A 12,650-nucleotide genomic window follows, 5' to 3' on the forward strand; every position below is an offset into this window, starting at 1 on the left:
GATTGGAATGCGAGCTTCAGCTCGCACGGGACGTCGGCGAGCTGAAGCTCGCGTTCCAAGGTTCAGGGGTTGCATTTCCCGGGCTGGTGGGCCATTTCCCTGCGGCCAGCCCATGAGCGAGAAGACCATGAACATTGCCGTCGGCGCCGATCACGGCGGAGTCGAACTGAAGGAAGCCCTCGTCGCCTACCTCAAGGAAAAGGGCCATCAGGTGACCGACTTCGGCACCCATGGCAGCGAGTCGGTCGATTACTCGGATTTCGCCAACCTCGTCGGCCGGGCGGTTTCGGATTTCACCCATGACCGCGGCATCCTCTGCTGCACCTCGGGCGTCGGTGTCTGCATGGCCGCCAACCGCTTCGAGCACGTCCGCGGCGCGAACGTCCGCACGGTCGAGGAAACGGTCATCACCCGCCAACACAACGACGCCAACGTGCTTTGCCTCGGCGGCAAGGTGGTCGACATCGAGACTGGCAAGGCCATGGTCGACGCGTTTCTCGCGACCGAATTCGAAGGCGGTCGGCATGAGCGCCGCATCTGCAAGGCCTCCGGTTCCCGGATCGCGGAAAACGATCCCGAGATCTACGCCGCGATCGTTGATGAAGAGAAGCGCCAGCGTTTCAACATCGAGCTGATCGCCTCGGAAAACTTCGCCTCACCGGCGGTGATGGAAGCCCAGGGTTCGGTGCTGACCAACAAGTATGCGGAGGGATACCCCGGCAAGCGCTGGTACGGCGGCTGCGAGAATGTCGACGTGGTCGAATCGCTGGCGATCGAGCGGGCGAAAAAGCTCTTCGGTGCCGAGCACGCGAACGTCCAGCCGCACTCCGGCTCGCAGGCCAACACGGCCGTGTATTTCTCCGTGCTGAAGCCGGGCGACAAGATCCTGACCATGGACCTCGCCCACGGCGGCCACCTGACCCACGGCCACAAGGCGAACTTTTCCGGTCGCTTCTACGACGTCACCCACTACGGCGTCAGCGAAAAGGACGAGCGGATCGACTACGACCACCTCGCCGAGCTGGCGCGCGAGACCAAGCCGGCGCTGATCACCTGCGGCGCCTCGGCCTACTCGCGGATCATCGATTTCGAACGCATGTCAGCCATCGCCAAGGAAGTCGGTGCCTACCTGTTCGTCGACATGGCCCACATCGCCGGCCTCGTCGCCGCGGGCGTCCACCCGAACCCGGTGCCGCACGCCGACTTCGTCACCTCGACGACCCACAAGTCGCTCCGCGGCCCGCGCGGTGGGATCATCCTGTGCAAGGAGGAGTTTGCGAAAAAGATCGACTCGCAGGTGTTCCCCGGCATCCAGGGCGGACCGCTGATGCACGTGATCGCCGCCAAGGCGGTGTGCTTCGGCGAGGCGCTCAAGCCGGAGTTCAAGGCCTACCAGCAGCAGGTGGTGACGAACATCCAGACGCTCGCCGCGCGCCTGACCGAGCACGGCTACCGCATCGTCTCCGGCGGCTCGGACAACCACCTCATGATGGTCGACCTCCGGCCGAAAAATCTCAACGGTTCCGAAGCTTCGACCTCGCTCGACGAGGCGGGCATCACGGTGAACAAGAACTCGATTCCCTTCGACACCGGCACCCCGATGAAGCCGAGCGGCATCCGCATCGGCACCCCGGCGGTGACGACCCGCGGGATGAAGGAGGACGACATCGTCAAGGTGGCCGATTTCATCGACGAAGCGCTCAAGAACGTCGGCAACGAGCAAGCCCTCCACGCGATCCGCGACCGCGTGCACGACTTCATGCGCGCGTTCCCGATGCCGATGTAAGGCCGGCTCGCGGGCCCCGGCCGTTCGGCGTCCGCACGAAAGATCAGGCGGGCTCTTTCGCTGGCACGAAGGTCGTGTAAGCTGCGGGGATCCATGCAGATTTTCCATTGCGACGAGTGCTCGGCGGTCGTGTTTTTCGAAAACGACAGCTGCCTTTCGTGCGGGGCCAAGCTGGCCTTCCTGCCCGAGGTCCTCGCCGTGGGCGCGGTGAAGCAGGATGCCGACGGGCTGTGGCGGTCTCCTCGGAATGAAGCGGCGAAGGCGGGCTACCGGTTGTGCCGGAACGGCCTCGACCACCAGCTCTGCAATGAAGCCATTCCTGCCGATTCGGACTCACCCCTGTGCCGCTGGTGCCAGTTCACCGAGATCATTCCCGACCTGTCGTTTCCTGAAAACCTCGGCCGCTGGCGGAAGCTCAACGCCGCCCAGCGTCGACTGCTCTACTCGCTGACCAAACTTGACCTGCCGCTGAAGAACCGAATGCAGGACCCGGTCAACGGCTTGGGCTTCCGTTTCCTCGCCGACACCGCCGAGCAGGTGATGACCGGCCACGAGAACGGCGTGATCACGCTCAATATCGCCGAGGCCGACGACGCCGAACGCGAGGGCCGCCGCGAGCAGATGGGCGAGCGCTACCGCACGTTGCTCGGGCACTTCCGGCACGAGGTCGGCCATTATTTCTGGGACCGGCTGATCCGCGATGGCGGCCGGCTCGACGCCTTCCGCGAGCGCTTCGGCGACGAGCGGGAGGATTACAACGCCGCCCTCCAGCGCCACTACGCGCAAGGCGCGCCGGCGGGCTGGGAGCAGACGCACATCAGCCGTTACGCCTCGATGCATCCGTGGGAGGACTGGGCGGAAACGTGGGCCCACTACCTTCACCTGACCGCCGTGCTGGAGACCGCGGCGAGCTGCGGGCTGTCGCTGGAGCCCCAGCACCACAGCAAGCCGGCGGTGGACGCCGACGACCTGCCCGACGAGCTGGGCGAGGGCTCCTTCGACCAGTTGATCCGTGCCTGGCTGCCCGTCACCTATGCGCTCAATTCGCTCAATCGCAGCATCGGTCTCAACGACGCCTATCCGTTCGTGTTGTCGGCACCGGTCATCGACAAGCTGCGGTTCATCCATCGGGTGATTCGATCCGCGAGTTGAGGATCGACCCGCGGGGCGCGGAAACGGATCGTCCCCTCATGACGATTGAGCCGGTGGGATGGGTGCGGACCTGTTTCGGGGAAAAATTCGGCGTGCCGCGACAGCCCGGACTGTGTCCGTCGGCCTGGGGCGAGCTGCGTTTCGCGCCGGAATTCCGGAATGACGAGTCGGTCCGTGGCCTGGACGGCTTCAGCCACGTGTGGCTGGTGTTCGGTTTCCACCTGACCGCTGACCGCGGCTGGTCGCCGACCGTCCGGCCACCGCGGCTTGGGGGAAACCAGCGCATCGGCGTGTTCGCCAGCCGCTCGACCTTTCGGCCGAACGGGCTGGGGCTCTCGCTGGTAGCGCTGGAGCGGGTGGCGCTGACCGACGAAGGCCCGGTGCTGCACCTCGGCGGCGTGGACCTGGTCGATGGCACCCCGGTTTTCGACGTGAAGCCGTTTTTGCCGTACGCCGAGACCCTGCCGAATGCCCGCGGAGGCTATGCGGAGGCCGAGCCGGCGCGGATCGAGGTGACGGGGCAGGAAATGCTGGCCGTGCTCGACGATCGGAGCCAGCGGGTCGTGGTCGAGGCCTTGTCCTTGGACCCGCGACCGCCGGCCGGCCGCGACGAGCCGGAGCGTGAGTTCGGCGTCCTGATGTGCGGAAAAAACGTCCGCTTCCGGATCGAGGACGGCGTCTGCCGGATCACCGGGGTCGACGAGATTTAGACTGCGGCGATTCATCGCCGCTTTTTCGCTGGCGGGGTGGAACCATGGACCGGCTCGAAAAGCGGCGATGAATCGCCGCACTCTATGGGGTTGCGCGTGAGCGGGATGCAGGGCAAAGGGGGGTGTGGACCGCTGGGCACTCATCATCGCCACCCTGTTCGCCGCCATCGGCGGGGTGAACGGGATGCTGTCGCTGCGCCACGGGCACCGCTCGAAGGCGACGATCTTCTGGATGGCCGGCGCGCTGGCGGGGCAGCTGGTGTTTCTCTACCTCCGCGGCCAGGAGCGCGCGGCCTGCCCGCTGATGGGCACCGGCGAGATCCTCGTCTTCCTCGCCTGGTCGCTCACGCTGTTCTACCTGCTCGTCGGCACCACCTACCGCCTGTCGCTGCTCGGTGTGTTCTCGGCGCCGGTGGTGGTCGTTTTTCAAATCATCGCCCTCATCCCCGGCGTGCTCGACCCGACGCCCGAGCGGCTGCCTGAAACGGATGCCTGGCGGGAAACGCACGCCGCCATGTCGGTGCTGGCCTACGGCGCGCTGGCGCTGGCTTCGGTCGCCGCGGTGATGTTCCTGGTGCTGAACCGCCAGTTGAAAACGCACCATCTGGCATCCGGGCTTTTCAAGAACCTGCCGCCGGTCCGCGAGCTGCTCATCTCGCTCAAGCGCCTGCTGTGGCTCGGCTGGCTGACGCTCAGCGTCGGCGTCGTCGCCGGCGTGCGGATGCCGCGGAGCGAGGGCGCGGAGGCGCATCTGGTGGTCGCCGCGGGCGTGTGGCTGGCCTACACGATCCTGCTCGGGGTCTTGCAGTTGAGGGGGATCACCGGCAAGCGGCTGTCGCTGGTCACGGTGATCCTGTTCGTCGTCTCGCTTTCGGTTTTCGCGTCGGTCTGATGGAACTGGTTTGCTACGGCCTCAATCACCGCAGCGCTCCGGTGGAAATCCGCGAACGCTATGCCGTCGCGTCGACCCGCCTCGGCGAGCACGCGAAGGCGCTGCTGGAAATGGACGGCATCGAGGAAGCGGTCGTGCTTTCCACCTGCAACCGCACCGAGTTCTACCTCGCCGGCGAATCGGCCGCGCGCGCGCTGGCCTCGCTCCGCGCGCGGCTCGGCGAGGGTGCCGACGAGCATTGGTATGACCACCAGCGTGCGGCCGCCGCGCAGCACCTGTGCGAGGTGGCCAGCGGGCTCGACTCGATGGTGCTCGGGGAAACGGAGATCTTCGGGCAGCTGAAGACCGCCTACCGCCACGCCCACGAGGCCGGGGCGACCGGGGGCGTGCTCAACCGCCTGTTCCAGCGCGCGTTCGGGGTGGGAAAAAAGGTCCGCACCGAGACGGCGATCCAGGAGGGCGCGACTTCGGTGGCCGGCACCGCGGTCGAGCTGGCGGAGAAGATTTTCGGCCGCCTCGACGGCTGCCGCGTGATCGTGATTGGCGCCGGCGAGACCAGCCGGCAGACCGCTCAGGCGCTCGTTTCCCGCGGGGCATCCACGGTTTTCGTGACCAATCGCTCGCACGAGCGCGCGGTCGAGCTGGCTGACGAACTCGGCGGGCGCGCGGTGAAGTTCGACGAGTGGCAGGGCGTGCTGGCCGGAGTGGACGTGGTGATTTCCTCGACCGCCGCGCCGCACCACGTGGTGCAGCCGTTTCACGTGGAGGCGGTCCGGCGGGTGCGGAAATTCCGGCCGCTGTTCCTGATCGACATCGCGGTGCCGCGCGACATCGACCCCGAGGTTGGGGAAATCGAGGAAGTCTATCTTTACGACATCGACACACTGGACCAGCTTGCGCGGGATGCGCGCGGGCGGCGGGAGAAGCAGATCGCCGACTGCCGGGAGATGATCGCGCACGAGCTGGAGAAACTGAATTTGCCGGGAACATGACGATGGAGCAGGTGGTGATCGGAACCCGCGGCAGCGCGCTCGCGCTGGCCCAGGCGGAGCTGACCGAGACGGCGTTGGGGATGGCTTTCCCCGCGCTGCAGGTGGTGCGCGAGATCATCAAGACGACCGGCGACCGCCGCACCGACGTGGCCCTGAGCCAGGTGGCGAAGGTCGAGGGCGTGCTCGACAAGGGCGTGTTCACCAAGGAGCTCGAACTCGCGCTGGAGGCGGGCACGATCGACCTCGCCGTCCACTCGCTGAAGGACGTGCCGACGGTCCTGGCCGACCATTTCGCGATCGCCGGCGTGCTCGAGCGCGCGCCGATCCGTGATGTGCTGGTGACCAAGGTCCCGGGCGGCCTCGACACGCTGCCGGCCGGCGCGACGGTCGGAACGAGCAGCGTGCGGAGGGCGAAGCAGCTGCTGTGGCTGCGGCCGGATCTGGAGGTGATCGACCTCCGCGGCAACGTGCCGACGCGGCTGTCGAAGGTCGCGGGCGAGGACTACGACGCGATCATGCTGGCCGAGGCCGGGCTGGTGCGGCTGGGACATGATTTGTCGAAAACGGAGCTCGTCGATGACGTCGAGCTGCACTTCGCGCCGCTGGCCGAGGAGGTGTTTTACCCGGCCGCGGGGCAGGGGGCGGTGGGCTTCGAGATCCGCGCCGACGATGCCGATGCGGTGGCGATCGTGAAGGCGATCAACCACCCGGCGACCTTCGTGCGCGTCACGGCGGAGCGGGAGTTTCTGCGCTTGCTTGAAGGCGGCTGCCACACGCCGGTCGGGGTTTTCACCGCGCTCGATGGCGGACTGATCACGATGCAGGCTCGGGTTTTCCCCGAGCAAGGCGGCGAGCCGAGAACCGGCAAGGCCGAGGGCTGCGATCCCCTGGAGGTCGCGAAGGAACTTTTCGAATCACTGGCATGAGCAAAAGCGAAGGAATCTGCTACCTGATCGGCGCCGGGCCCGGCGACCTCAGCCTGGTCACGCTGCGCGCGAAGGAGTGCGTGGAGAACGCCGACGTGGTGATCTACGACGCCCTTAGTAGTCCCGAGATCCTGCGCTGGATGAAGCGGGGCGCGGAAAAGGTCTATGTGGGCAAGCGAGCGAAGAACCACGCGATGAGCCAGGACGAGATCAACGCCCTGATCGTCGAGCGCACGCAGGCCGGCCACAACGTGGTGCGGCTGAAGGGCGGCGACCCGATGATCTTCGGCCGCGGCGGCGAGGAGGCCGCCGAGCTGGCCGAGGCGGGCGTGGCCTTCGAGATCGTGCCGGGCATCAGCTCGGCCATCGGTGGGCCGGCCTACGCCGGGATTCCCGTGACCCACCGCGACCACTGCTCGCAGCTGACGATTTTCACCGGCCACGAGGACCCGACGAAGGGCGAAAGCTCGATCGACTACGCGCAGATCGCCCGGGCCCCCGGGACCAAGGTTTTCCTGATGGGCGTGGCGCGGCTGCGCTCGATCTGCGAGTCGCTGGTCAAGGGCGGCGCGAAGCCGGAAACGCCGATCGCGCTGGTGCGCTGGGCGACCACCGGATCGCAGAAAACCATCGAGGGCACGCTGGCGGACATCGCCGACATCGCGGAGAAGGCCGATTTCCAAAGCCCGGCCGTGGCGGTGATCGGAGACGTGGTGAAGGAGCGCGCGAAGATCAACTGGTTCGAAAAGCGGCCCTTGTTCGGCAAGCGGATCGTGGTCACGCGGACCCGCGAGCAGGCCGGCGGCCTGAGCCGCGAACTGAGCGGGCTGGGTGCCGACGTGGTCGAGCTGCCGACGATCCGGATCGAGAAGCCCGACGATCGTCACGGCTTCGCCGAAACGGTGACCCATGCGCACGAATATGACTGGCTCGTGTTTTCCAGTCCGAACGGGGTCGAGCGCTTCTTCGACGCCTTCTTCGCGGTCTACGAGGACGCCCGTAGTTTGGGCAACCCGAAGATCGCGGTGATCGGCCAGGGGACGGCGGCGAAGGTGAAGGAGTATCGTTTCGCGGTCGACCTGATCCCCGAGCGCTTCGTCGCCGAGGGGCTGGTCGAGGCGTTTGAAAAGGAGTCGATCGAGAACCTGACCGTGCTCTGGGTGCGGGCGCAGGAAGCGCGCGACGTGATCTACGACGGCCTGCTCAAGCAGGGCGCGATCATCGACGAATGCATCGCCTACCAGACCGTGCCGGAAACCGACGACCCGACCGGCGCCGCCGCGCGCTTGAAGGACGAGGGCGCGGATTTGATCACCTTCACTTCCAGCTCGACGGTCGACAACTTCTTCAAGCTCGATCTGCCCTGGCCCGAGGGTTGCGTGGCGGGAAGCATCGGCCCGGTGACCAGCGAGACCCTGCGCAAGCACGGCGTCGAGCCGGCCTTCGAGGCCAAGAAGCACGACATTCCGGGCCTCGTTTCCGCGATCCGAAAGTGGGCGGAGGCTTGCCCGACCGGGTGAGGAGTGATTCTTTCCGCGCGTGCATCTGCGCTTCACGGAACAGGAACTGGCGACGCTGATCGAAATGGTCAGCCTGGCGGCCGACGTGGCTTCGTGGAACCGCAAGCAAGGTTCCGACGACGGAGTCGCGGCCTACGAGGACCTCGAGAACAAGATCCTCGAAAAGGCCCACAACGCCGGCTTCGCGGACATCATCGAGTGGGACGAGGAAAAGCAGCGCTTCCAGGTGAAGGCCGAGGAGCAGGACAAGTCGTTCTTCCGCGAGTGCTACGAGGAGTTCCGCAACGAGAGCTTCTGGGAGGACATGGTGCTGCGCCTGGCCGACCGCGACCTGATCCGCCACATCGGCATGGCCGCATGGGAACAGCTCACCGAGGAGGAACGGCGGGCCCGCACCCAGGACATCGAGAAGCGCTACTGGGATGAGTTTTCCAAAAACGGCGTCGAGCGCGTGGCGGTGATCTATCCGAACGGGGAGGGTTGAACCCGCATGAGCGAGGAGCGGTCAGAGCATTTCTGGGGCTGCTTGCCGATTCGAGGGACCCTTTATCTGGCGGCGATCTGGATCGGCTCGTCCATCGCCTATATTTCGCTGGTCCCAGGTTTGCTCGTGGCGCACCAGCGCATAGGCACGGATTTCCTCTTGGTCGGGCTCTTCGCTCCCGTATTGTGGATGAATGAATCCATTTGTCTCAATGGATTCATCCTTCTTCCGGTCCTGTTCTTGTTCCACCATCTCGACGAGGTAGGTCCGAAGCTTTGGACGACCTTGGCCATCTTCGAAGCGGTCGTCACCTTTGTCGGCTGGTGCCACGAAATCCACACCTGGCCGGGAGTCTATGTCGCATCCGGATGCTTCGTGCTCTCCCTGGGCATGTTTGTCACTGCGGTCTGGTGGTTCCGCCGCTGGCGCTGGCAGAAGTACGGGCAGGAACTTCTGATCCTCCATTCCGAGCACGCCCAACGGCGCGCCGACCTCCAGATCGACGTGCCGGGGCCCGAGGAGTAAGGGAACGGGAAGTCGTTCCCGGAACTTGGGCCATGGACTCAGTAGCCGGCGGGCCCCTGTGAACCGCCGCTGGCCTCCTCCGGCGTGATCTTGAGCGGCTTGTATCCACCGATTGCCTTGAAGTAGATCAAGAGAAGCAGATAGATGACGGCCATTCCGATGGGGAGAATGGCGTCGAAACGGAGGGTTTTCCGGCTTCCAGCAATCTCGCTTTCGACCATCGCCTGCTGGGTGGGGCTGCGTTCGGCCACGGGCAGACTTTTTGCCTCTTCAAGCAACTTGCCGTCCAGCGCCGTGACTTCGGAAAAGCCGAGCCATTTGCTGGGTTGTTCCGACCGGTTGGACTCGAGAACCTGAGCATTTCCGGTCTCGACCAAGTGCTCCGCGGTGAAGCGGTCCTTGGCATACCCCAAGCCGGGGCCGCCTAGCTGGCCCACCGAGAGCATGCCGATGCCGCCCATGATGCTCATGGCGACCGCGCCGGTGCGGGGGAAACGATCGCCCACCACCGCCAGCATGGTTGGCCAGAAGAAGGTCTTGCCGATGCTGTAAATAAACATCGCGCCGAAGGCCGCCGTGATGCCGTTCACACCGGAAGCGGAGAACAGCCCGATGATGGCCAGCAGCGAGCAGGTGAACAGCAGCGCTACCGGCGATAGCTTGAGCTTGTTCTCGATCCAGTGCGAACTGAACCGGAGCCCGAACATCATCGCCGAGGCAAAGATGAAGAGAATCTTCCCCTGGGCGGGCGAAAGGATCGTGCCGTTGATGTTTTCAATCCACGAGTCCGTCCCGAGCTCAAGGGATCCAAGGATCGCGTGGGCGATGAAAAGAACAAAAAGAAGCCAGTGACCGATGGCAAAGCGGGTAATGACCGCGACCCAGGCGACGAACCCGAGGCCGACGGCGAGTGAAATCATGTTCCAGGAGCTTCCGATGAAAAAGTCAGATTGGGTGAGGCCATGGAGGATGTTGGCCCCGACGGCGTCGCGGGTGAAAAGATAGATCAGGAATCCAGCGACACTTGCGCCAAGGATGCCCACCTCCTTCATCATTTCCCCGAGCGACAGACCCTTTTCCGAAGCGTCGGATTTCGGGAAACTCTGGCCTAGGAACATCAGGCCATAGACCACGGTCGGCAGCAGGTACAGGCCTAGCTGCGCCTTCCAGGTCCACTGGCCGCCCACGGCGAGCGTGATCAGGGCTCCGAGAATCATCCCCGCCGGCCAGGAGGCATGCAGGATGTTGAGGTAGTGGGTCCGATTGTGTGGGAACAAGGTGGCCACCAAAGGATTGGCCACGGCCTCGAGGGTGCCGTTGGCGAGGGAAAAGATAAAGGTGCCGGTAAAAAGCAGGAGGAACGCGGTTTGTTGTTCCATGCCCGTCGTGGGCATCAGCGTCACGATGGCGGAGAGGACGTGCAGCAGAAACGCGCTGATAATGAGTTTCCCGTAGCCGATTTTATCCACAATCACGCCGCCAATGATGATGCCGAAACAGAAGCCCGAAAAACCCGCGCCGCCGATCAGGCCGTTCTGGAGGTTGGTGAAGCCGAACTCGTGGCTCCAGGTGGCCAGGGTGCCGTTGCGGATGGCAAAGCCGACACCAGCTGCTAGGATGGCGGTGAATCCCGCCCACAGAAGGCGTTTGGCGTTCGGGGCGATGCCCGCGTCGTCGAGGGTGGCAGTGGTCATGGGTTGGTGATGTGGAAATGGGTTTGGGGTCTCTAACGAGCCAGGGGCGGCTTGGCAAGTTTCCGGGACGGGCGGGGACGGAACGGCGGGAGCGTGACCGTTCTGTCGACGGAAACTCGAAAAAGCCCGGTCCTCGCAGGGAGGACCGGGCTTGGAGATTCGGAGTTCGAAACGATTCACAGGCGGGACGCCCGTGCTCCCGTTATTTCGAGGAGGAAACGTAGCTGGCCTGGGCGGCGCCCTTCTTGAGCTTCTTCTGCTTGATCCAGCTCATGGTGGAGCGGAGCTTTTCACCGACCTTCTCGATCTGGTGCTTGGCTTCCTCCTTGCGGATCTCGTTGAAGCGCTTGCAGCCGTTCTCGTTTTCCTTGATCCACTCGCGGGCGAACTTGCCGGATTCGATCTCCTTGAGCTGCTTGCGCATGCGGTTCTTGACCGACTCGTTGATGATCTTCGGACCGACGCTGACGTCGCCCCACTCGGCGGTTTCGGAAATCGAGAAACGCATGCCGGCGATGCCGGACTCGTTCATGAGATCGACGATGAGCTTCAGCTCGTGGAGGCACTCGAAGTAGGCCATTTCCGGCTGGTAGCCGGCTTCGACGAGGGTTTCAAAACCGGCTTTCACGAGAGCCGAAGCGCCGCCGCAGAGGACGACCTGCTCACCGAAGAGGTCGGTGACGGTCTCTTCCTTGAAGTTGGTTTCGAACACGCCGGCACGGGTGCAGCCGACGCCGCGCGCCCAGGCGAGGGCGATTTTCTTGGCCTTGCCGTCGGCATCATTGTGGACGGCGATCAGGCCGGGCACGCCCTTGCCATCGACGAACTGCGAACGGACGGTGTGGCCCGGGCCCTTCGGGGCGACCATGATGACGTTGATGTCGGTCGGGACCTCGATGGTTTTGAAGTGGATCGCGAAGCCATGGGAGAAGAGCAGGGTCTTGCCCTTGGTGAGGTTCGGCGCGATGTCGTTTTCATAGACCGCGGCGATCTTGGTGTCGGGCACGGCGATGAAGATCACATCGGCGGCCTTGACGGCATCGGCGGTGTCCATGACTTCGAAGCCGAGCTTCTGGGCGACTTCGCGGGACTTGGACTTCTTGTAGAGGCCGATGACGACCTTGAGGCCGCTGTCCTTGAGGTTGAGGGCGTGGGCGTGGCCCTGGGAGCCGAAGCCGATGACGGCGAGCGTCTTCTTCTTGAGGGGCGTCAGGGTGGCGTCCTTGTTGGTGTAGATTTTGGCGGCCATGGGAGTCGTCGTAGTTCGGAAAAACGAGGCGCTTGCCTCGCGAGTGAGGGCGGAAGCTGGCGAAAATCGGGCAGGTTTCAAGTGTCAAGTTCTCAGTTTCAAGGCATCGTGCCGCGACAATGACGAAACGGGCGACGGTGAGGGCGCACGAGGTGGTGATGAAGGTGGTGCGTGAAGGCGATGTCGTGATCGATGCGACGGCCGGCAACGGGCACGACACGGTGTTTCTCGCGGCCCGGATCGGGGAGTCGGGAAAGGTCGTCGCCTTCGACGTGCAGGCGGCGGCCATCGAGTCGGCGCGGGCGCGGGTGGAAGCGGCGGGCTTCGGGAAGCGGGTGGAGTTTTTCTGCGAAAGCCATGCGGCGATGGCGGATCGGGTGTCGCAGGGAGTGGCGGCGGTGATGTTCAACCTCGGCTACTTGCCGGGCGCGGATCATGGGGTCATCACGGAAACGGGCGAGACGCTGCGTGCGCTGGCGGCCGCGGTTTCCCTGCTGAAACCGGGAGGCGTGTTGACCGTCGTATGCTACCCCGGGCATGCGGGCGGGGACGAGGAAGCGGCGGCGGTGACGGAGTGGGCCCGGAACGCGGGCGGCGAGGTGTTTCCCGCGGCGAGGGAAGGAGCGCCGTTTCTTGTGGTGGTTTCCCAAAGTTCGTAGTGGCGAACTTGGTAGATGAAGGAGGCGGGCGAGATCGCTAAGAAGCATCGGAGGAAAAAAT

General features: G+C 64.7%; 12 protein-coding genes. 10 read left to right on the forward strand and 2 right to left on the reverse strand.

Annotated elements, in window-relative coordinates:
- Window positions 1–112: 112 nt before the first annotated feature.
- The 9 genes from rpiB (at window position 113) to ABXH26_RS12395 (ending at window position 8,987) form a co-directional block, all read left to right on the forward strand.
- Window positions 113–1,786, forward strand: a complete 1,674-nt coding sequence (gene rpiB / locus ABXH26_RS12355; protein ID WP_353567379.1) for a ribose 5-phosphate isomerase B — start codon at window positions 113–115, stop codon at window positions 1,784–1,786.
- Between the two features lie 93 nt (window positions 1,787–1,879).
- Window positions 1,880–2,938 carry a zinc-binding metallopeptidase family protein gene (locus ABXH26_RS12360; RefSeq protein ID WP_353567380.1) on the forward strand — a complete coding sequence of 353 codons (1,059 nt, stop codon included), beginning with the start codon at window positions 1,880–1,882 and terminating at the stop codon, window positions 2,936–2,938.
- A 38-nt stretch (window positions 2,939–2,976) separates the two neighbouring features.
- Window positions 2,977–3,648 carry a tRNA (N6-threonylcarbamoyladenosine(37)-N6)-methyltransferase TrmO gene (gene tsaA, locus ABXH26_RS12365; RefSeq protein ID WP_353567381.1) on the forward strand — a complete coding sequence of 224 codons (672 nt, stop codon included), beginning with the start codon at window positions 2,977–2,979 and terminating at the stop codon, window positions 3,646–3,648.
- A gap of 124 nt (window positions 3,649–3,772) precedes the next feature.
- Window positions 3,773–4,540: a cytochrome c biogenesis protein CcsA gene (gene ccsA, locus ABXH26_RS12370; RefSeq protein ID WP_353567382.1), complete on the forward strand. Its 768-nt coding sequence runs from the start codon at window positions 3,773–3,775 to the stop codon at window positions 4,538–4,540.
- A complete protein-coding gene (gene hemA / locus ABXH26_RS12375; RefSeq protein WP_353567383.1) occupies window positions 4,540–5,532 on the forward strand; it encodes a glutamyl-tRNA reductase in 993 nt (330 codons plus the stop codon). Before ccsA ends, hemA begins: the two co-directional genes overlap by 1 nt.
- On the forward strand, window positions 5,529–6,458 hold the full coding sequence (hemC, locus tag ABXH26_RS12380) for a hydroxymethylbilane synthase (protein WP_353567384.1): 930 nt from the start codon (window positions 5,529–5,531) through the stop codon (window positions 6,456–6,458). The genes hemA and hemC overlap by 4 nt, the downstream gene beginning before the upstream one ends.
- Entirely contained in the window at window positions 6,455–7,978 is a 1,524-nt protein-coding gene (gene cobA, locus ABXH26_RS12385) for a uroporphyrinogen-III C-methyltransferase (protein WP_353567385.1), read from the forward strand. The genes hemC and cobA overlap by 4 nt, the downstream gene beginning before the upstream one ends.
- Before the next feature lie 19 nt (window positions 7,979–7,997).
- Window positions 7,998–8,462: a hypothetical protein gene (locus ABXH26_RS12390; RefSeq protein ID WP_353567386.1), complete on the forward strand. Its 465-nt coding sequence runs from the start codon at window positions 7,998–8,000 to the stop codon at window positions 8,460–8,462.
- A gap of 6 nt (window positions 8,463–8,468) precedes the next feature.
- Window positions 8,469–8,987: a hypothetical protein gene (locus ABXH26_RS12395; protein ID WP_353567387.1), complete on the forward strand. Its 519-nt coding sequence runs from the start codon at window positions 8,469–8,471 to the stop codon at window positions 8,985–8,987.
- 38 nt (window positions 8,988–9,025) lie between these two features.
- Here the strand turns inward: ABXH26_RS12395 and ABXH26_RS12400 are convergent, their stop codons facing one another.
- The gene (locus ABXH26_RS12400) at window positions 9,026–10,681 is read right to left on the reverse strand and encodes an MFS transporter (protein WP_353567388.1); all 1,656 of its coding nucleotides are present in this window, start codon (window positions 10,679–10,681) and stop codon (window positions 9,026–9,028) included.
- A gap of 202 nt (window positions 10,682–10,883) precedes the next feature.
- The gene (ilvC, locus tag ABXH26_RS12405; protein WP_353567389.1) at window positions 10,884–11,930 is read right to left on the reverse strand and encodes a ketol-acid reductoisomerase; all 1,047 of its coding nucleotides are present in this window, start codon (window positions 11,928–11,930) and stop codon (window positions 10,884–10,886) included.
- A gap of 119 nt (window positions 11,931–12,049) precedes the next feature.
- On the opposite strand from ilvC, the gene mnmM reads away from it, so the two are divergent.
- Entirely contained in the window at window positions 12,050–12,589 is a 540-nt protein-coding gene (gene mnmM, locus ABXH26_RS12410) for a tRNA 5-(aminomethyl)-2-thiouridylate-methyltransferase MnmM (protein WP_353567390.1), read from the forward strand.
- Window positions 12,590–12,650: the final 61 nt, after the last annotated feature.

This window comes from Haloferula sargassicola (assembly GCF_040362925.1).
GTDB classification, from domain to species: domain Bacteria; phylum Verrucomicrobiota; class Verrucomicrobiia; order Verrucomicrobiales; family Akkermansiaceae; genus Haloferula; species Haloferula sargassicola.